Origin of the sequence: Staphylococcus sp. HMSC34C02, from assembly GCF_001838705.1 — a bacterium.
Classification (GTDB): Bacteria; Bacillota; Bacilli; order Staphylococcales; family Staphylococcaceae; genus Staphylococcus; species Staphylococcus borealis.
In genome coordinates, this window is record NZ_KV838549.1 from 1 (window position 1) to 20,220 (window position 20,220).

The window sequence follows — 20,220 nt, forward strand, 5'->3', positions numbered from 1 at the left end:
CAAAGCAAGCTGGGAGTGGACGACGAATTCAAAAAGAATTCTGTCCCCACTCCCTTTGTCTAAAACTTAACTTTCTAGACGTTGTTTCATGATTAATTTGTAACATACTACATAATTTAGATACCCATTATCAGTAGTGGTATTAACAAAATATAGAACAATATAATTTAAATATTTATGCTATTTACATCAATTAGCCAAGCGCAACGTCTAAAATCATCATAATAGTAAAGCCTAACATTAAACTTAATGTTGCCAAATCTGTATTATTACCAGATTGTGAGTCAGGTATGAGCTCTTCGACAACAACGAATATCATAGCGCCAGCTGCAAAAGCTAAAGCATATGGTAACACAGGCGTAATCACTAATATTAACGCCGCACCAATCGTAGCAAAAATGGGTTCAACAATTGCAGAAGCTTGGCCGTAATTAAAGGCTTTCCAACGAGATGCACCAGCAGCTCTGATTGGCATAGATAATGCCGCACCTTCTGGAATATTTTGAATCCCAATCCCTATTGCTAAGCCCAAAGCGCCTAGAAATGTTGCTTGGCTATTACCAGTCGCGATACCACCAAAAGCAACACCGATTGATAGACCTTCTGGAATATTATGTAACGTAATGGCAAGTACTAAGAGTGTATTCTTACTTAATGACGTTTTTACACCTTCGCGGTATTGACTTTTATCTCCAATTCTTTGGTGTAAATGGGGGATAACTGAATCGAGGGCACGTATGAAGATGCCACCAAATAAAAATCCAATTGCAGCAGGTAACCAGGCAGGTAAACTACCATCTTTACCATATTCAATTGAAGGTTGTAATAATGACCAGAAACTGGCGGCAATCATAATCCCAGCAGCAAAGCCCTGCATTGAAGTTAATATGCGTTCATTAACGGATTTGAATACAAACACAGCAGCCGCACCCAATGCAGTGAGTAGCCACGTAATAATACCGGCTATAAGTGCCTGTAAATAGGGCGGTAAACTTTCGAAAAAGTCAATCATAACTCTTGTCTCCTTGTATCATTTAACTTTAAAAAGGTGTATAATATATAGAACTGATTTAAGCTTATCAAAAAATATTTAAAAATTCGATATTTCGATTTGGAAAAGGAAGTAGAAGCATGGAAGCGTATAAAATAGAACATTTAAATAAATCATATGCGGATAAAATCATTTTCGATGATTTAAACCTATCTATTTCTGAACATGAAAAAATAGGACTAGTAGGAATTAATGGTACTGGTAAAAGTACATTACTTAAAGTGATTGGCAATCTAGACGATGATTTTACAGCTGATATTACACATCCTAATCAATATCGTATACGTTATTCTTCTCAAAAACAAGATTTAGATGGCACTATGACGGTCTTCCAAGCTGTACTTAGCTCTGATACAACAACACTTCGAATTATTAAAGCTTATGAAGAAGCCGTAACAAATTATACACAACACCAGGATGATACGCATTTTCAAAAAATGATGGAAGCGCAAGAAGCTATGGATCGACATCATGCGTGGGATTATAATGCAGAAATCAAAACAATCTTATCTAAACTAGGTATTCACGATACGACTAAAAAGATAAGTGAGCTGTCTGGTGGACAACAAAAACGAGTCGTACTAGCTAAGACGTTAATAGAACAACCTGATTTATTATTACTAGACGAGCCAACGAACCATCTTGATTTTGAATCCATTACATGGCTAATCAATTACATCAAACAATATCCTCATACTGTTTTATTTGTAACGCATGATCGTTACTTTTTAAATGAAATCGCGAGTAGAATCATTGAGCTTGATCGAGGTAAATTAAAATCGTATCCGGGTAATTATGAAGATTACATCGCAATGCGAGCTGAAAATGAATTGATCGAACAAAAGCAACAAGACAAACAAAAGGCTTTATATAAACAGGAATTAGCGTGGATGAGAGCTGGTGCTAAGGCAAGAACGACAAAACAACAAGCACGTATCAATCGTTTTAATGATTTGGAATCAGAAGTTCAAGGCCATCATGTTCAAGATAAGGGTCAACTTAACTTGGCATATTCAAGATTAGGTAAGCAAGTGTATGAACTGGAACACGTATCTAAACAAATGAATGGTAAAACGTTGTTTGAAGATATTACAGAAATCATTCAAAGCGGTCAGCGTATTGGTATTGTTGGTCCGAATGGTGCTGGTAAAACGACATTATTAAATATTTTAAGTGGAGAAGATAATGATTATACAGGCACGCTTAAAATTGGTCAGACTGTAAAAGTAGCCTACTTCAAACAAACAGAAGAAACGTTAGATAGAGACATACGTATGATTGATTACTTGAGAGAAGAAAGTGAAGTGGCTAAAGAAAAGGATGGCACATCCATTTCTGTAACACAATTACTTGAACGCTTCTTATTCCCAAGTGCAACGCATGGTAAAAAGATTTACAAATTATCGGGTGGAGAACAAAAGCGTTTATATTTACTACGTTTGCTCGTACATCAACCTAATGTATTATTATTAGATGAGCCTACAAACGATTTGGATACTGAAACTTTAACCATTTTGGAAGATTATATTAGTACATTTGGTGGTTCAGTTATCACTGTGAGTCATGATCGTTACTTCTTAAATAAAGTTGCTCAAGCATATTGGTATATTCATGATGGGAAAATGGAACGTATCGTAGGAACGTTTGAAGATTATGAGGTATACAAGAAAGAGCAAGATAAAATTGCGACATTAGAGAAACAGGCGCAACAGCCGAAACAAAAGCCAACTGTTCGAAAAAAATCTGGCTTATCATATAAAGAAAAACGTGAATATGAGTCATTGATGGAACGTATTGATCAAACAGAAACACGTTTAGAAGAAATCGATGAAGAGATGATTGCGGCTAGTGCTGATTATGCCAAAATCAAAGAATTAAATGAAGAGAAAGAACAATTAGAGCTAACATATGAAACAGACATCACGAGATGGAGTGAATTAGAAGAACTAAAAGAGCAATAAGGGGAATGTAAAGTATGGAAGCAACATTATCGCATTATTTTGGCTATGAGAAGTTTAGACCGGGGCAAAAAGAAATCATAACTAAAATAATGAATCATCATAATGTGTTAGGCGTATTACCTACAGGTGGTGGGAAATCAATCTGTTATCAAGTGCCTGGTTTAATGTTGGTCGGAACGACGATTGTCATTAGTCCATTAATCTCTTTAATGAAAGACCAAGTCGATCAGCTTAAGGCTATGGGAATTAAAGCCGCCTATTTAAATAGTAGTTTAACCAAGAAACAACAAAAAGACATTGAAAATGATTTAATGAAGGGTCATATTCAATTTTTATATGTGGCACCAGAACGTTTTGATAATCAATATTTTTTAAGTTTATTAAGTCGTATTGATATTCATCTTATCGCATTTGATGAAGCCCATTGCATATCTAAATGGGGTCATGATTTTAGACCTAGCTATCAAAGTGTGATTAAGAAAGTATTCACATTACCCCAAAACTTTACAATTGTCGCACTGACGGCAACAGCAACTGCAGAAGTGCAACAAGATATTATGGAAAAGTTAAACATCGATAGGCACGATGAAGTAAAAACGAGTACAAAACGCCGTAACCTTATTTTTAAAGTGAATCCTACGTATCAACGTCAAAAATTTGTCGTAGACTATGTGCAAAAGCATAAAGAACAAGCGGGTATAATCTATTGTTCTACACGTAAACAAGTTGAAGAGTTACAAGAAGCGCTTGACGTTATAAATGTTTCTTCTGCTATTTATCATGCAGGTTTAACAAATAAAGAACGCGAGACAGCTCAAAATGAATTTGTCTATGACAAAGTTAAAGTTGTTATTGCGACAAATGCATTTGGTATGGGGATAGACAAATCAAATGTTAGATACGTCATACACTACAATATGCCCGGTGATCTGGAATCATATTATCAAGAGGCAGGCCGTGCAGGGCGTGATGGATTAGAAAGTGAATGCATCCTTTTATTTAGTGAGCGTGATAAAGGTTTACATGAATACTTTATTACGGTGTCACAGGCCGATGAGGACTACAAAGATAAAATGGGTGAAAAACTTACTAAAATGATTCAATACACAAAAACAAAAAAATGTCTCGAAGCAACAGTCGTTCATTACTTTGAACCCAATGAAAAGTTAGAAGAGTGTGGCCGATGTAGTAGCTGTATTCAACAAAATAAAACATATGATATGACACAAGAAGCTAAAATGATTATTAGTTGTATTGCACGTATGCGTCAAAAAGAAAGTTACAGTGTAATCATTCAAGTCTTGCGTGGAGAAACAAGTGATTATATTAAGTATAATGACTATGATAAGTTGACGACACATGGCTTAATGAAAGATTATACTACTTCAGAATTAAGTCATTTAATAGACGAATTACGCTTTAAAGGATTTTTAAATGAATTTGATGAAATATTGATATGTGATGAAAGTGTTAAAAAGCTACTTAATGATGAAATTAAGGTATTTACGACACCATTTAAACAAAAATCTAAAGAGAAGGTTTATATCAATACAGTTGAAGGTGTCGATCGTGCATTATACAGTGAATTGGTTGAAGTACGTCGTAAATTAAGTGAGAAATTAAATATTGCGCCGGTAAGTATCTTTTCAGATTATACCTTAGAAGAATTTGCTAAACGTAAACCGGAATCTAAACAAGAAATGATATCTATTGATGGTGTTGGTAGTTACAAGCTAAAACATTATTGTCCGAAGTTCTTAGAAACTATTCACTCTTATAAAGCCAGTATATAGACGCAACATCTAAATATATTAGGAGAACCTAGAACAAACAATGTTATGAGGCGCCTGAGCAAATGCATAGCAACTAACTGAATTGAAAAGACAGTCCAATTTACCTGAGAGTAGGATAATGAATGCACAAAACATTCTATCCTACTCTCTTTAATTTTTATTTATATTGTTATGCTATATGTTTTAAATATAATTACAATAATATGACTAATTTAATATGAATTCATCATTAAACATGTTTAAATAGGGAATAAGAATGCAAACATTTTAAATAGGTAGATTAAATGAAGGTGACTAAATGATTGAATTTAAAAACGTAACCAAACGTTATGGCAATAATGTAGCTGTCGATAATGTGAGTTTCAAAATCAATGAAGGCGAGTTCTTTGTACTCATCGGCCCATCTGGGTGTGGAAAAACGACCACTTTGAAAATGATTAACAGACTAATTCCGTTAAGTGAAGGCTATATTTATTTCAAAGATAAGCCCATTAGCGATTATCCCGTTTATGAAATGCGATGGGACATCGGATATGTGTTACAGCAAATTGCACTTTTTCCGCATATGACAATTAAAGAAAATATTGCACAAGTGCCACAGATGAAAAAATGGAAAGACAAAGATATAGATCGACGTGTAGACGAATTACTTACAATGGTTGGTTTAGAACCAGAAAAATATCGTGATCGTAAACCAGATGAATTATCAGGTGGCCAACGCCAAAGGGTTGGGGTAATCAGAGCATTAGCTGCCGATCCTCCAGTCATATTGATGGATGAGCCATTCAGCGCATTGGACCCGATAAGTCGTGAGAAGCTACAAGATGATTTAATAACATTACAAACACAAATAAAGAAGACAATCGTGTTCGTCACACATGATATACAAGAAGCCATGAAGTTAGGCGATCGTATTTGCTTACTCAACCATGGCCGTGTTGAACAAATTGATACACCGCAAGCGTTTCGAGATCAACCTAAAAATGCATTTGTAGAAGAATTTATGGGAAGTCATTTAGATCAAAATCAAGAAACATTGCAGTTGAAAGACTTAAAGATTACAACGCCGCTCACAGAGAAAGAAACACAACACGATTACCCAATCATCAATAGTGATGCCCAATTACGTTCAATTTATTCGAAATTAGCACAGCATGAAGCGGTAATTGTGAATGATGCATCAACTTCTACGCAGTCTCTCTTAAAGCGTGAAGATGTCTTTAAATTTATATCTCAAGATGACTACGATAAGGAGGGTAAAGCATGAGTGACTTATTGAGCACCCTCAACGACCGTAAAGGCGAAGTATTTACAACCATTGTAGAACATATTCAAATATCATTTATCGCATTATTAATCGCGATCTTAATCGCTGTTCCACTAGGGATTGCTTTAACGAAAACGAAGCGTTTGTCTGAAGTCATCATGAATATAGCGGCAATATTACAAACTATTCCATCTTTAGCATTATTAGGCTTGATGATTCCAATCTTTGGTATTGGTCGACTTCCTGCAATTATCGCGTTAGTTGTGTATGCCTTGTTACCAATTTTAAGAAATACATATACAGGCATTAAAGAAGTCGACCCATCACTCATTGAAGCTGCTAAAGGTATAGGTATGAAACCGATGCGTCGATTAACGAGAGTTGAGTTACCTATTGCCATGCCAGTGATGATGGCCGGTATTCGTACAGCAATGGTATTAATTATCGGTACAGCAACTTTAGCTGCATTAATCGGTGCAGGCGGACTTGGTGATTTAATCTTACTAGGTATTGACCGTAATAACGCATCACTCATTCTTATTGGTGCGATTCCTGCTGCATTACTCGCTATTATGTTTGATTTGATATTGCGATATATGGAGAAATTGTCTTACAAGAAATTATTAATCACTGTTGGAGTGATGATCCTTATTATATTATTGGTCATTGTTGTGCCACTTTTCGGGAAAAAAGGGGACACAATTACGCTTGCAGGTAAATTAGGTTCAGAACCTTCAATTATTACCAATATGTATAAAATTTTAATTGAAGATGAAACAGACAACACAGTTGATGTTAAAGATGGTATGGGGAAAACATCATTCCTCTTCAATGCTTTGAAATCAGATGATATAGATGGTTATTTAGAATTTACAGGTACAGTGTTAGGAGAATTAACGAAAGAAGATTTAAAATCTAAACAAGAAGATGCTGTATATCAACAAGCTAAACAAAGTTTAGAGAAAAAATATGACATGACCATGTTAGAACCTATGAAATACAACAACACTTATGCGTTAGCAGTAAAAAAGGATTTCGCTAAAGACAATAATATTAAAACGATAGGTGATTTACAAAAAGTCGAGGACAAACTTAAACCAGGATTTACGATGGAATTTAATGACCGTCCTGATGGTTACAAAGCTGTGTCTAAAGCTTATGGACTCGATTTATCAAATATTAAAAAAATGGAGCCAAAATTACGATATACTGCAGTCGAAAAAGTCGATATCAATTTAATTGATGCGTATTCAACCGATGCGGAATTAAAACAATATGATATGGTCGTTTTAAAGGATGATAAGCATGTCTTCCCACCATATCAAGGTGCACCGATGTTTAAAGAGAAATTCTTAAAAGAACATCCTGAAATTAAAAAACCATTGAATAAGTTAAAAGGTAAAATTTCCGATGAAGAGATGCAAGAAATGAATTATAAAGTTACCGTAAAAAATGAAGATCCTTACAAGGTTGCAAAACATTATCTTGAACAAGAAGGTTTAATCAAATAAAAGAAGTGTATAGCGATTGACATACAACGATGATTTTAAGGCTACTTGATAAAAGTGTCTTAGATGATTGCTAGACTGAAAAACGCTAAAATTTAGTTTCTCATAGTACGAATGATCCTCATGGAGCGGGACAACGAATTGATTTCAATTTCTGTCCTGCTTCTTTTTTTCAGTGAGAATTTTGTATAGACAATTGTAATCTGATTTAATTTTATTTACACTAATGAATAAATACACAAAATTAGCGTGTATGGTTTTAGGGGGGAGAAAATGAATACAAAGAACTATTCTAGACAAGAAATAGTGGAGAGTGTACCTCAAAAAGGATTTTTCGGTCATCCTAAAGGTTTAAGTACACTATTCTTTACTGAATTTTGGGAGCGATTCAGTTACTATGGTATGAAAGCCATTTTAGCTTATTATCTGTACTATTCTGTTAGTAAAGGTGGCTTTGGTTTACCACAAGGGACAGCACTACAAATTGTATCGTTATACGGTGCGCTTATCTATATGTCTGGTACCATCGGAGGTTGGATCGCAGACAGAATGATTGGCACACGTCATGCCCTGTTTTATGGTGGCATACTCATTATGTTTGGACATATTCTGTTGACGATACCGGGTAGTTTAACCGTAGTTATGATTGCATTATTACTGCTTATTATTGGTACAGGTTTATTGAAACCTAATATCTCGACTACCGTTGGAGAATTATATGACCATAATGACAGACGTTTAGATGCAGCATTTACTATTTTTTATATGGGTATTAACCTAGGTAGCTTTTTAGCACCATTTGCGACAGGATATTTACAAACAAGACTAGGCTTCCACTATGGTTTCGCTGTAGCTGCAGTAGGTATGTTCGTAGGATTAGTGACATACTATATTACCAATAAAAAGAACTTAGGATTAGCTGGTTTAAGTGTGCCTAATCCGCTTCGCAAAGAAGAAATCAAAAGGTTATCAATTATTACTGGTATTATCGTGTTAATTTTCGCAATTATCCTACTTATCTTGCAATTTACTGGACAATTAAGCCTATCTAGTTTTAGTATGATTGTTACATTCGTAGGTATCGTATTACCGATTTGTATTTTTGTTTATATGTTATCAAGTCATAAGACGCGTAAAGAAGAGCGTTCAAGAATTTATAGTTACATACCGTTATTTATTACATCTGTTGCATTCTGGATGATTCAAGAACAAGGTTCAACAGTTTTAGCTAACTTTGCAGATCAGAAGACTGAACTAAGTTTGGGTAAACTGACAAATGGTGTTCTCGATTTTCATATACCAGCAGCCTGGTTCCAGTCAATCAACCCGGTATTTATCATTATATTAGCACCTATCTTTGCTAGTATATGGACGAAATTAGGTAAGCATAATCCAAGTACAGTATACAAATTTGCACTAGGTGCAATTTTCGCTGGGTTATCTTATTTAGTCATGATTATACCGTTAAGTAGTCATGTTCAAATGATTCATCCTATTTGGTTGGTGTTAAGTTTCTTCTTAATCACATTGGGAGAATTATGTATTTCACCAGTTGGGTTATCAGTAACGTCTAAATTAGCACCTGCAAAATTCTCAGCACAGATGATGGCACTATGGATGTTAAGTAACGCGACTGCACAAAGTATCAATAGTCAAATTGTTGTCCTATTTAAAATTATTAGTGAAAAAGAATTCTTCTTATATTCTGGATTGTTTACACTTCTCATTGGTGTGATCTTAGTTGCGATTTCTCCAATTGTTAAAAAAGCAATGAATGGCGTACATTAAGATACGATAGCGGTCCTGCAATTTGATATTGTGTAAGCAACATCATTTATAATTGAATAAACATTTTATATTTATGAAAAGGAGTGGTTGGCAATGAAACAACAATTAAATCAATTAACAGCGTATCAACCAGGTTTATCACCACAAGCACTTAAAGAAAAACATGGCATTGAAGGGGACCTATATAAACTTGCCTCAAATGAGAATTTATATGGCCCTTCTCCAAAAGCAAAAGAAGCAGTTCAAGCGCACGTAGATGAATTATTCTACTACCCGGAAACTGGGTCGCCATCACTACGCAAAGCAATTAGTGAGCACTTGAATGTGGATGCGTCTAGAATTCTATTTGGTGCTGGGTTAGATGAAGTTATCTTGATGATTTCAAGAGCGGTATTAACACCGGGTGATAAGATTGTAACGAGTGAAGCAACATTTGGTCAGTACTATCACAACGCGATTGTAGAATCAGCTGATGTTGTCCAAGTACCATTGAAAGAGGGTGGCTTCGATTTAGATGGGATTATACAAGAAGTAGATGAAGATACTGCCTTAGTATGGTTATGTAATCCTAACAACCCAACTGGAACGTATTTCACTCATGATGAACTAGAACACTTTTTAGAACAAGTGCCTAGTCACGTACCAGTATTGATTGATGAAGCATACTTCGAGTTCGTTACGGCAAATGATTATCCTGATACATTGAAATTGCAAGAACGTTTTGATAATGCATTTTTATTAAGAACGTTCTCTAAAGCTTATGGCCTAGCAGGATTACGTGTAGGTTATGTTGTTGCTACGAATGAAGCAATTGAAAAATGGAACATCATTCGTCCACCATTTAATGTCACTCGTATTTCAGAATATGCCGCCATTGCAGCGTTAGAAGATCAAGACTATTTAAATGAAATTACAGCTAAAAATGCAGTCGAACGTCAGAAATTTTATGATATACCGCAAAGTAAACATTTCTTACCAAGTCAAACGAACTTTGTATTTGTGGTTACAAACAAAGCACAAGAATTATACGAAGCATTATTAAATGTTGGTTGTATTACACGACCATTTCCAACTGGTGTCCGTATTACAATCGGATTCCCAGAACAAAATGACAAGATGATAGAAGTATTGAAACGCTTTGATTATTAAAAGCGAATCTAACGGATTAAGTTTTCGATGCAAGATAATTGAATCAGTTCTGATAGTGCTATAAATTTAAATATAGCAAGAGAGTGGTACAATCAATTCGATATGAATTCTGTACCACTCTCTTTTAAATTTTTGCTATACTTTAACAGTATATAGGTGATGATTAAGGGAGAGATATTATGTCTAGAAAATCTATAGCTATTGATATGGATGAAGTCTTAGCAGACACATTAGGTGCCATTATTGAAGCGGTTAATGTTAAAACTGAATTAGGGATCATGGTTGAGTCGCTCAATGGTCAAAAGCTTAAAAACGTGATACCGGAACACGATGGATTAGTGCGTGATATTTTAAGAGCGCCTGGCTTTTTTAGAAATCTAAAGGTAATGCCACATGCACAAGAGGTAGTTGAGAAATTAACAGAACATTACGATGTTTACATTGCAACAGCGGCGATGGATGTACCAACATCATTTCATGATAAATATGAATGGTTACTTGAGTTCTTCCCATTTTTAGACCCTCAACAATTTATCTTTTGCGGTCGTAAAAATATAGTAAAAACAGATTATCTCATTGATGATAATCCACGACAATTACAAATTTTTGAAGGAGAACCAATCATGTTTACTGCGTCTCATAATGTTAATGAAGAACGCTTTAAACGTGTTAATGGATGGAAAGATGTGGAAGCATTCTTTCTTGAAGCATAATTAAAAATAAGCGATTAAGGTATGATGAATGAGTCATTAACCTTAATCGCTTTTATATTGATAGAATTAATAGTTATTGTTCAGCATTTTCTGGGAAAGTTAGAATTTGAATTGCTTTTGGCAGAACTTCAATAGAAATAGGTGTTTCTAAATTAATTTCACCGTCAATGTCTACTTTCATAATTGGATCCGTGGATAATGTAATATGCTCACCAGCAATATGATCAATCCCATTTGTAATTTCGTTCCAATCCATACTATCGCGTTTCTTAAAGATGTCATTAAGAATAGTGAAACTTTGTTTATCAAAGATAAAGCTATTCACTTTACCATCTTGAGGAGATAAATCGACAAGTGGAATACGACTACCGCCTATGTTTGGGCCGTTAGCAACAACAAGCATTGATGTGTTACCTGTATATTCTTTGTCATCTACAGTTAATTTATAATCGAAATGTTCAGGGTTCATTAATGTTTTAACGGTAGAACCGACATAGCTCAACTTGCCGAAGATGTCTTTACGACCTTCTTGGACATTTTCAGCGTTTTGAACGATTAATCCTAAGCCAACGAAATTGAGTACGTACGTATCATTTACTTTCATGACATCATATGATTCTAAATGTGAAGTCTTTAACTGCTCACTGGCTTTTCGGAAGTCTGGATGTAGATTTAATGTTTTAGTAAAGTCATTAAATGTCCCTCCAGGAATAATTCCGATAGGGAGGTTCAGTTGATGTGTCATAACACCATTGATAAGTTCATTAACAGTACCATCGCCACCTAATATGAAGACAATATCCACATCACTGCTATAGTTTTGATTTTTAATATCTTCACAATATTTAATGATGTCGCCTTCATTTTCACTTAATTGAATGGATAAATGCTTACAAATGGTTGTTAGCGATTTAGTGACTTCTCCTAAACCATCATATATATCTTTTAGACCACTATGTTCATGGTAAAAAAGAACCCCATGATTAAATGTTTGATCCATAATAATGCCTACTTTCGTAATTTACTTTAATTATCTTATATTTACCCAAAATCAGGTTTGCTTAATTATGATTTGCGTATTTCAAGTGCTCAAGTCTTTATGATTACACTTTTTACGTTGATACACAAAGAAAAAGGATGGAACAGAATTCAATTTGAATTCATTGTTCCATCCCTAAAAGTATGACTCGCAAAGCTGAATATAAATGACTTCTTAGTTCACTCAGTTACTGTGAATAAGATTGAGCATCCCTAAACATTAGGACGCTTTTTAAATAGCCTAAAAGGTTAATGAATACCTTTCATTGCTTTAGAAATCTTCGGTGTGAAAGCTAAGATAATCACAGTAATGACAATTGCTACACTACCTAAGAAGATAAAGTAATTCGTTTGACCTAAAGGTTCAATTAATTTAACTAACGTACCATTAAGTGCTTGTGCAGATGCGTTTGTTAATAACCAAACACTCATCATTTGCGCATTAAATGCTTTCGGTGCTAATTTAACTGCTGCACTATTACCTGTAGGTGATAAACATAATTCACCAACCACACAGATTACATAAGATAGGATGACCCAGTTTACTGAGAAGTGTGAATCACCATAACTCATACCGATAAGTCCCATTAGAATATATGAAGCACCTGCTAATAAGGTACCAATACCAAACTTGACTGGTAAGCTTGGTTGTCTTTTACCCATTTTTAACCAGATTGTTGAAACGACTGGTGCGAAGAGTAGGATAAATAATGGGTTAATTGATTGGAACCATGCTTCACCAAATTGTGTCTGCCAACCAAATAAATTCAGTTGCATATCAGAACGCTCTAATCCATAAATATTTAAAACGTTTGAACCTTGTTCTTGAATTCCCCAGAATAACATTCCTAGAATAAATAATGGAATAAATGCTTTAACGCGAGAACGTTCTACATCTGTAACTTCTTTACTTCGAATCATCGTTGTAAAGTAAATAATTGGTAATGCAATACCTAGAACTAAAACAGTATTACTAATCAGGTTAAATGATAAAGTATTAGTAAAGTATGTAACTAATAATACAATAGCAATTACGATTACAACTAAGCTAACAATTAATCCATATTTTCTTTTTTCTTCAGGAGAAAGTGGATTTGTTGGATTCATACCAACAGAGCCTAAATTTTTCTTGTTGAAAATCATATACCATACTAAACCTAATGCCATACCAATTGCTGCGATTAAGAAACCACCGTGATAATTTTTCACATCAAGGAAATGTTGCAAGATAATTGGTGAGATTAATGCGCCTAAGTTAACTGACATATAGAATATAACGAACCCAGCATCCATACGCGTATCATTCTCAGGATATAATCGTCCAACAATGTTTGAAATATTTGGTTTCATTAAACCAGAACCGATAATGATAAAGAACATTGATGCAAATAACCCAAACATTGCGAATGGTAAACTTAAACAAATATGTCCAATAATAATCAGTACTGCACCGATCAAGGTCGCGCCTCTAGTACCGAAGAGTCTATCTGCGACCCATGCACCTGGAATTGAAGACATGTAAATTAATGCCCCGTAAACTGACATAATAGACATTGCAGTCGTTTGATCAATGCCTAGACCGCCATTTTTAATTTGGTCATACATGTAGAAAATGAGCATGGCGCGCATACCGTAATAACTAAATCGCTCCCAAAATTCTACAAAGAATAGTACACCTAAGCCGTTAGGATGTCCGAAGAATCCACGCTGAGGTATTGTTTGAACTGCTTGTTCATGGGAATTGTTTGTTGCCATATGTATCCCAATCCTTTCTTCCCTTTAAAGACTGAAATTTAATAATCAAGATGATGATATGTAAAATAATGTAATTTCTTAAAAATAGAAATTTTTAGAAATTTCAGTCAATGAGTTGATGATTTAAAATCGAATGAGAATAAGTTGCTTTGTTTAGATCATCTTACTCTTTTGTAATTTTAAATGATAATAATAAAATACGCTTTAATTCACTAATAGGCAATAGTAAATTTAAATAAAATATCACAAATAATGAAAAAATCCACTAAATTGTCAAACAATTTAGTGGATTTTATTAATCTATTATCTATTATCTATTTTTTCTGGATATAAATCGTGGTTCATTAATCGATGCTCAGCCATTTTTTCATATTTAGAATTAGGGCGGCCATAATTTGTATACGGATCGATAGAAATACCACCACGTGGCGTGAATTTACCCCAAACTTCGATATAATGTGGATCCATTAACTCTATTAAATCGTTCATAATAATATTCATGCAATCCTCGTGGAAGTCGCCATGATTTCTAAAACTAAATAAGTATAATTTTAATGATTTAGATTCTACCATTTTAACATTTGGAATATATGAAATATAAATGGTAGCGAAATCCGGTTGACCTGTAATAGGACAGAGAGATGTAAATTCAGGACAATTAAATTTTACAAAGTAATCGCGCCCTTGATGTTTATTGTCAAATGTTTCTAAAACTTCTGGCGTATAGTCAAATTCATATTTATTGTTTTGATTACCTAATAAAGTAATATCTTGTAGTTCTTCTTTCTGACGTCCTTGCGTCATATGAATCACTCCTTAGTGTTAGTTTGGTGTTGCGTTGGTACTGTTTGTCGTCGCGCTTTTTCAAACATATAATAGCTTGCGCCGATGATAATGACATAACCAATGAGTGCATAGAAATCTGGTGTTTCTTCGAACAGAATAAATCCGAAGACCGCTGTGAAAATAATCGAAGCATACGTAAAGATAGATATGTCCTTCGCAGGTGCAAAGCTATAGGCAAGTGTAATACCAATTTGGCCAACTGCTGCTGAAAGACCCGCTCCTAAAAGGTAAACCATTTGTATAGTTGTCATTGGTTCATATGTCGCAATTGAAAACGGAATTAAAACGACAACTGAAAATAATGAAAAATAAAACACGATAGTATAAGGTGCTTCTCTAGTACTAAGTGCACGAACACATGTGTATGCAGAGGCTGCGAAAATACCTGAGAATAATCCGGCTAATGACGTAATCATTGTTGAAGAAAACTCAGGTTTAACGATAAATAACATACCAAAGATTGCTACAATCATAGCAACGATTTGATATTTACGAACTTGCTCATTTAGAAAAATTAAACTAAGTAAAATTGTCCAAAAAGGATTAAGTTTCATTAGCGTATCTGCATCGCTTAATACCATATGATCAATGGCATATATATTTAATAAAACACCTATAAGTCCTAATGTAGAGCGAGAAATTAACAGAGGTTGACTACTTAATTTCCCGAACATAGGCTGTTTATATTTAAATATGAAAAATAATGGGATAAACATTGCGACAAAATTTCTTGCTAATGATTTTTGAAATACAGGTAAGTCTCCTGCAAGCCTGAAAAATACAGACATAAAACTAAAACCAATCGCTGAAATTAGAATTGCAATGATGCCCTTAACTTTTGGATTCAAGGTTAATCGCCTCATTTGTAAAAAATTACCGTATATATAGTAGCATAATTCAATTAGTAATGCATAAATACTTGAAAATAATATAGGGATGTAATATGATTTAAATAAGAACAAACGTTCTGTTTAGGTAAAAACACGTTAGATGCCATTTTTTTATAAATGTTATATTCGTGTTTTTAGAGTGGAATATAATATATACTTGAATAATTGTACAAAATACATTGATTGTTTAAATAATTGGTCTTCAAGAACGCTGACAATTCAATCATTTATATTGCTGGTGAAAATGCAACTAAAACACATTAAATATTCAAAAATAAATATTTGTATCAATTTAAGTTTGATGTGATGCACATTCAGACGTTTTTCCGAACTTTTGTCACGAAATAGTTACTTTCAATTAAGAGAGCAATTCTGTATAATGAAACACAGAATATAGTATTGAATTTGTAAATGAACCACAACATGTTGTGGTTGTATAAAAAGTTTGTGTTATAAAAATTATTCATTTTAATAGAAATTTCACACTGGATTTTAAGTATAAATCCCTAATTCAATGCTATTTATACGAACGAGCTAATAGATGAAATAGTCTCGAAATTTTAGTCTAAACACTACATGTAGTGGCTGGAAACGAAAGTCACTTCTTTTAAGTATAACGATCATCAGCTAGTTGACATCCAAATAAATGTCTAAAATATGTCGTATTTAATGTCTAGCAAGTTTTCTTATTTAATTAAGAGAACTTCTTTTTAGTTAATAATATGGACTGACGAAAGAAGGCGTTCCAATGAAAGTAGTTTATTTCTCTTTTTCTGGTAATGTAAGAAGATTTATCAAGCGAAGTGAAATTTCAGATGTAATGGAGATAACTAAAGATAATTGTACAGAGCCATTTGATGAACCTTATATTTTAGTTACGGGAACAATTGGATTTGGTGAAGTGCCTAAAGAAGTACAATCGTTTTTAGATGTTAATCATCAAAATTTACGCGCAGTTGCAGCAAGTGGTAACCGAAATTGGGGACAAAACTTTGCTAAAGCGGGTAAAACAATTTCCGAATCATATCATGTACCTCTATTAATGAAATTTGAAGTACAAGGTTCTAATAAAGATGTTATTGAATTTAAAAATAAGGTGGGGCATTTCAATGAAAATGATGAACGAGAAAAAGTACAATCATATTGAACTAAATAATGAAGTTACGAAACGTAAAGACAATGGTTTCTTTAACTTAGAGAAGGATCAGGAAGCATTAGCGGTTTATCTTGAAGAAATCCATGATAAAACAATTTATTTTGACAGTGAGATTGAACGATTACACTATCTCGTAGATAACAATTTTTATTTTAATGTCTTCGAGAAATATAGCGAATCAGACTTAGTTGAAATCACAGAATTTGCTAAATCAATCAACTTTGAATTTGCAAGCTACATGTCTGCTAGTAAGTTCTATAAAGATTATGCGTTAAAAACTAACGATAAATCACAATATCTAGAAGATTATAATCAACATGTCGCAATCGTTGCACTTTATTTAGCAGACGGCAATAAACAACAAGCAAAGCAATTTATTCTAGCAATGATTGAACAACGATACCAACCTGCGACACCAACGTTCTTAAATGCAGGACGCGCACGTCGTGGTGAATTAGTATCATGTTTCTTGTTAGAAGTGGATGATAGCTTAAATTCTATCAACTTCATTGATTCTACTGCCAAACAGCTAAGTAAAATTGGTGGTGGTGTAGCAATCAACCTATCTAAATTACGTGCCCGTGGTGAAGCTATTAAAGGTATTAAAGGTGTAGCGAAAGGTGTGCTACCTGTAGCGAAAGCGTTAGAGGGTGGATTTAGCTACGCAGATCAACTCGGTCAACGTCCAGGTGCTGGTGCTGTCTATTTAAATATCTTCCATTATGATGTTGAAGAATTCTTAGACACTAAAAAAGTAAACGCTGATGAAGACTTGCGTTTATCAACAATTTCTACTGGTTTAATTGTACCTTCTAAATTCTTTGATTTAGCAAAAGAAGGCAAAGATTTCTATATGTTTGCACCACATACGGTTAAACAAGAATATGGTGTAACACTAGATGATATTGATTTAGAAAAATATTATGACGATATGGTAGCAAACCCTAATATTGTTAAGAAGAAAAAAGATGCAAGAGAAATGTTGAATATGATTGCACAAACACAATTACAATCAGGCTATCCATATTTAATGTTTAAAGATAATGCGAATAAAGTGCATGCCAATTCAAATATTGGTCAAATTAAAATGAGTAACTTATGTACAGAAATCTTCCAGTTACAAGAAACATCAGTAATTAACGATTATGGTATTGAAGATGAAATCAAACGTGATATATCTTGTAACTTAGGTTCATTAAATATCGTTAATGTCATGGAAACAGGTAAAATTAAAGACTCTGTTCATACTGGAATGGATGCGTTAACTGTAGTTAGTGATGAAGCTAATATCCAAAATGCACCAGGCGTTAGAAAAGCGAATAGTGAGTTACACTCAGTTGGACTCGGTGTTATGAACTTACATGGTTATTTAGCTAAAAATAAAATAGGGTATGAATCAGAAGAAGCTAAAGATTTTGCGAATATATTCTTCATGATGATGAACTACTACTCAATTGAGCGTTCAATGGAAATTGCTAAAGAACGTGGTGAAGTATATCAAGATTTTGATAAGTCTGATTATGCTAGTGGCAAATATTTTGACTTCTATACATCTCAAGACTTTCAACCTAAATTTGAAAAGGTAAAACGTTTATTTGATCATATTGATATTCCAACGGCTAATGATTGGAAAGCATTACAAGAACAAGTGCAACAACATGGTTTATATCATGCATATAGATTAGCGATTGCACCTACACAAAGTATTTCATATGTACAAAATGCAACAAGTTCAGTTATGCCAATTGTTGATCAAATTGAGCGTCGTACGTATGGAAACGCTGAAACATTTTACCCAATGCCATTCTTGTCTCCAGAGACAATGTGGTACTATAAATCAGCTTTCAATACTGATCAAATGAAACTCATCGATTTGATTGCTACGATTCAAACACACGTGGACCAAGGTATTTCAACAATCTTATATGTGAATTCTGAAATTTCAACACGTGAATTATCAAGATTATATGTTTATGCGCATCACAAAGGGCTTAAATCACTATATTATACGCGTAATAAATTATTAAGCGTTGAAGAATGTACAAGTTGTGCAATTTAATTTTTAGAAGTTAACAGAATAAAGTATTAAATAGGGGAAGGTTGTAGGGTCAACACGACAAATTGATTCACCTCCTTTCCCTTTAACGAATGAGATTTGCTTTTTAGTAATTAAGGAGGATTTTTAAATGAAGGCCGTCAATTGGAATACCCAAGAAGATATGACGAATATGTTTTGGCGTCAGAATATTTCTCAAATGTGGGTAGAAACAGAATTTAAAGTATCAAAAGATATTGCAAGTTGGAAGACACTAACTGAAGACGAGAAAAATACATTTAAACGTGCATTAGCAGGATTAACAGGATTGGATACACATCAAGCAGATGATGGTATGCCGTTGATTATGTTACACACAACAGACTTACGTAAAAAAGCAGTGTATTCATTTATGGCAATGATGGAACAAATTCATGCGAAAAGTTATTCACATATTTTTACAACTTTACTTCCTTCTAGTGAAACGAACTATTTGCTAGATACTTGGGTTATTGAAGAGCCTCATTTAAAATATAAATCTGATAAAATTATCGAAAATTATCATAAATTGTGGGGAAAAGAAGCCTCTATATATGATCAATATATTGCGAGAGTTTCAAGTGTATTTTTAGAGACATTCCTATTCTATTCTGGTTTCTATTATCCTCTATACCTAGCTGGACAAGGTAGAATGACTACTTCTGGTGAGATCATTAGAAAGATTTTATTAGACGAATCGATCCATGGTGTATTTACAGGACTAGATGCACAAAGTTTGCGTAATGAACTTTCTGAAAATGAAAAACAAAAAGCAGACAAAGAAATGTATAAATTATTAGAGGATTTATATGCAAATGAAGTCTCTTATACACACTTGCTATATGATGATATCGGCTTAAGTGAAGATGTATTGAATTATGTTCAATATAATGGAAATAAAGCTTTATCAAATTTAGGTTTCGAACCTTACTTTGAGGAAAAAGAATTTAATCCTATCATTGAGAATGCTTTAGATACTTCAACTAAAAACCATGACTTCTTCTCAGTAAAAGGTGATGGTTACACATTGGCATTAAATGTAGAAGCATTACAAGATGAAGATTTTATTTTTGAAGATTAATCAGTAACAACATGATATAAATGAAAAAGCATCTGAGACCTAGTTCTCAGAACGTTAGCCAGTAAATGTGTTTGTTAAAACGCATTTACTGGTTTCTTTATTTACAATACTTCATATTGTTGGCTCGCTTGCCCAACGTGCTTTGCTTGT

Annotated in this window: 15 protein-coding genes; 10 read left to right on the forward strand and 5 right to left on the reverse strand. The window is 33.8% G+C overall.

What is annotated here, in order from left to right; translation table 11 throughout:
* Nucleotides 1-193: 193 nt before the first annotated feature.
* On the reverse strand, nt 194-1,012 hold the full coding sequence (locus HMPREF3239_RS00115) for a ZIP family metal transporter (protein ID WP_053029959.1): 819 nt from the start codon (nt 1,010-1,012) through the stop codon (nt 194-196).
* Between the two features lie 119 nt (nt 1,013-1,131).
* Here HMPREF3239_RS00115 and HMPREF3239_RS00120 point away from each other — a divergent pair, with 119 nt between their 5' ends.
* The 7 genes from HMPREF3239_RS00120 (at nt 1,132) to HMPREF3239_RS00150 (ending at nt 11,230) form a co-directional block, all read left to right on the forward strand.
* Nucleotides 1,132-3,012, forward strand: a complete 1,881-nt coding sequence (locus tag HMPREF3239_RS00120) for an ABC-F family ATP-binding cassette domain-containing protein (RefSeq protein WP_070854241.1) — start codon at nt 1,132-1,134, stop codon at nt 3,010-3,012.
* Between the two features lie 14 nt (nt 3,013-3,026).
* On the forward strand, nt 3,027-4,805 hold the full coding sequence (recQ, locus tag HMPREF3239_RS00125; RefSeq protein ID WP_070854243.1) for a DNA helicase RecQ: 1,779 nt from the start codon (nt 3,027-3,029) through the stop codon (nt 4,803-4,805).
* 298 nt (nt 4,806-5,103) lie between these two features.
* Nucleotides 5,104-6,072 carry an ABC transporter ATP-binding protein gene (locus HMPREF3239_RS00130; RefSeq protein ID WP_070854245.1) on the forward strand — a complete coding sequence of 323 codons (969 nt, stop codon included), beginning with the start codon at nt 5,104-5,106 and terminating at the stop codon, nt 6,070-6,072.
* Complete coding sequence (locus HMPREF3239_RS00135) at nt 6,069-7,583, forward strand: ABC transporter permease/substrate-binding protein (RefSeq protein WP_070854247.1); 1,515 nt, start codon at nt 6,069-6,071, stop codon at nt 7,581-7,583. The genes HMPREF3239_RS00130 and HMPREF3239_RS00135 overlap by 4 nt, the downstream gene beginning before the upstream one ends.
* Before the next feature lie 270 nt (nt 7,584-7,853).
* Nucleotides 7,854-9,368, forward strand: a complete 1,515-nt coding sequence (locus HMPREF3239_RS00140) for a peptide MFS transporter (RefSeq protein WP_053029954.1) — start codon at nt 7,854-7,856, stop codon at nt 9,366-9,368.
* Nucleotides 9,369-9,461: 93 nt separating this feature from the next.
* Nucleotides 9,462-10,517, forward strand: a complete 1,056-nt coding sequence (hisC, locus tag HMPREF3239_RS00145) for a histidinol-phosphate transaminase (protein WP_070854249.1) — start codon at nt 9,462-9,464, stop codon at nt 10,515-10,517.
* A gap of 179 nt (nt 10,518-10,696) precedes the next feature.
* The gene (locus HMPREF3239_RS00150) at nt 10,697-11,230 is read left to right on the forward strand and encodes a 5' nucleotidase, NT5C type (protein WP_070854250.1); all 534 of its coding nucleotides are present in this window, start codon (nt 10,697-10,699) and stop codon (nt 11,228-11,230) included.
* 73 nt (nt 11,231-11,303) lie between these two features.
* Here the strand turns inward: HMPREF3239_RS00150 and HMPREF3239_RS00155 are convergent, their stop codons facing one another.
* The 4 genes from HMPREF3239_RS00155 to HMPREF3239_RS00170 form a co-directional block, all read right to left on the reverse strand.
* Nucleotides 11,304-12,230: a diacylglycerol/lipid kinase family protein gene (locus HMPREF3239_RS00155; protein ID WP_053029951.1), complete on the reverse strand. Its 927-nt coding sequence runs from the start codon at nt 12,228-12,230 to the stop codon at nt 11,304-11,306.
* Between the two features lie 287 nt (nt 12,231-12,517).
* Nucleotides 12,518-14,023, reverse strand: a complete 1,506-nt coding sequence (locus HMPREF3239_RS00160; RefSeq protein ID WP_053029950.1) for an S-Cys-Gly-3M3SH uptake peptide MFS transporter — start codon at nt 14,021-14,023, stop codon at nt 12,518-12,520.
* 303 nt (nt 14,024-14,326) lie between these two features.
* A complete protein-coding gene (queF, locus tag HMPREF3239_RS00165; protein ID WP_053029949.1) occupies nt 14,327-14,827 on the reverse strand; it encodes a preQ(1) synthase in 501 nt (166 codons plus the stop codon).
* Nucleotides 14,828-14,832: 5 nt separating this feature from the next.
* On the reverse strand, nt 14,833-15,717 hold the full coding sequence (locus HMPREF3239_RS00170; protein WP_070854252.1) for a DMT family transporter: 885 nt from the start codon (nt 15,715-15,717) through the stop codon (nt 14,833-14,835).
* A gap of 790 nt (nt 15,718-16,507) precedes the next feature.
* Here HMPREF3239_RS00170 and nrdI point away from each other — a divergent pair.
* From nrdI to nrdF, 3 genes are all read left to right on the forward strand, one after another.
* Complete coding sequence (gene nrdI / locus HMPREF3239_RS00175) at nt 16,508-16,906, forward strand: class Ib ribonucleoside-diphosphate reductase assembly flavoprotein NrdI (RefSeq protein ID WP_070854254.1); 399 nt, start codon at nt 16,508-16,510, stop codon at nt 16,904-16,906.
* Nucleotides 16,869-18,974, forward strand: a complete 2,106-nt coding sequence (nrdE, locus tag HMPREF3239_RS00180; protein ID WP_070854255.1) for a class 1b ribonucleoside-diphosphate reductase subunit alpha — start codon at nt 16,869-16,871, stop codon at nt 18,972-18,974. Before nrdI ends, nrdE begins: the two co-directional genes overlap by 38 nt.
* Before the next feature lie 127 nt (nt 18,975-19,101).
* Nucleotides 19,102-20,070: a class 1b ribonucleoside-diphosphate reductase subunit beta gene (gene nrdF, locus HMPREF3239_RS00185; protein WP_053029945.1), complete on the forward strand. Its 969-nt coding sequence runs from the start codon at nt 19,102-19,104 to the stop codon at nt 20,068-20,070.
* The last annotated feature ends 150 nt before the right edge of the window (nt 20,071-20,220 follow it).

What these genes read in the sequence shown, in the direction of transcription:
- HMPREF3239_RS00115 (WP_053029959.1), bottom strand. Translation starts at nt 1,012, where the DNA reads ATGATTGACTTTTTCGAAAGTTTACCGCCCTATTTACAGGCACTTATA.
- HMPREF3239_RS00120 (WP_070854241.1), top strand. Translation starts at nt 1,132, where the DNA reads ATGGAAGCGTATAAAATAGAACATTTAAATAAATCATATGCGGATAAA.
- recQ (WP_070854243.1), top strand. Translation starts at nt 3,027, where the DNA reads ATGGAAGCAACATTATCGCATTATTTTGGCTATGAGAAGTTTAGACCG.
- HMPREF3239_RS00130 (WP_070854245.1), top strand. Translation starts at nt 5,104, where the DNA reads ATGATTGAATTTAAAAACGTAACCAAACGTTATGGCAATAATGTAGCT.
- HMPREF3239_RS00135 (WP_070854247.1), top strand. Translation starts at nt 6,069, where the DNA reads ATGAGTGACTTATTGAGCACCCTCAACGACCGTAAAGGCGAAGTATTT.
- HMPREF3239_RS00140 (WP_053029954.1), top strand. Translation starts at nt 7,854, where the DNA reads ATGAATACAAAGAACTATTCTAGACAAGAAATAGTGGAGAGTGTACCT.
- hisC (WP_070854249.1), top strand. Translation starts at nt 9,462, where the DNA reads ATGAAACAACAATTAAATCAATTAACAGCGTATCAACCAGGTTTATCA.
- HMPREF3239_RS00150 (WP_070854250.1), top strand. Translation starts at nt 10,697, where the DNA reads ATGTCTAGAAAATCTATAGCTATTGATATGGATGAAGTCTTAGCAGAC.
- HMPREF3239_RS00155 (WP_053029951.1), bottom strand. Translation starts at nt 12,230, where the DNA reads ATGGATCAAACATTTAATCATGGGGTTCTTTTTTACCATGAACATAGT.
- HMPREF3239_RS00160 (WP_053029950.1), bottom strand. Translation starts at nt 14,023, where the DNA reads ATGGCAACAAACAATTCCCATGAACAAGCAGTTCAAACAATACCTCAG.
- queF (WP_053029949.1), bottom strand. Translation starts at nt 14,827, where the DNA reads ATGACGCAAGGACGTCAGAAAGAAGAACTACAAGATATTACTTTATTA.
- nrdI (WP_070854254.1), top strand. Translation starts at nt 16,508, where the DNA reads ATGAAAGTAGTTTATTTCTCTTTTTCTGGTAATGTAAGAAGATTTATC.
- nrdE (WP_070854255.1), top strand. Translation starts at nt 16,869, where the DNA reads ATGAAAATGATGAACGAGAAAAAGTACAATCATATTGAACTAAATAAT.
- nrdF (WP_053029945.1), top strand. Translation starts at nt 19,102, where the DNA reads ATGAAGGCCGTCAATTGGAATACCCAAGAAGATATGACGAATATGTTT.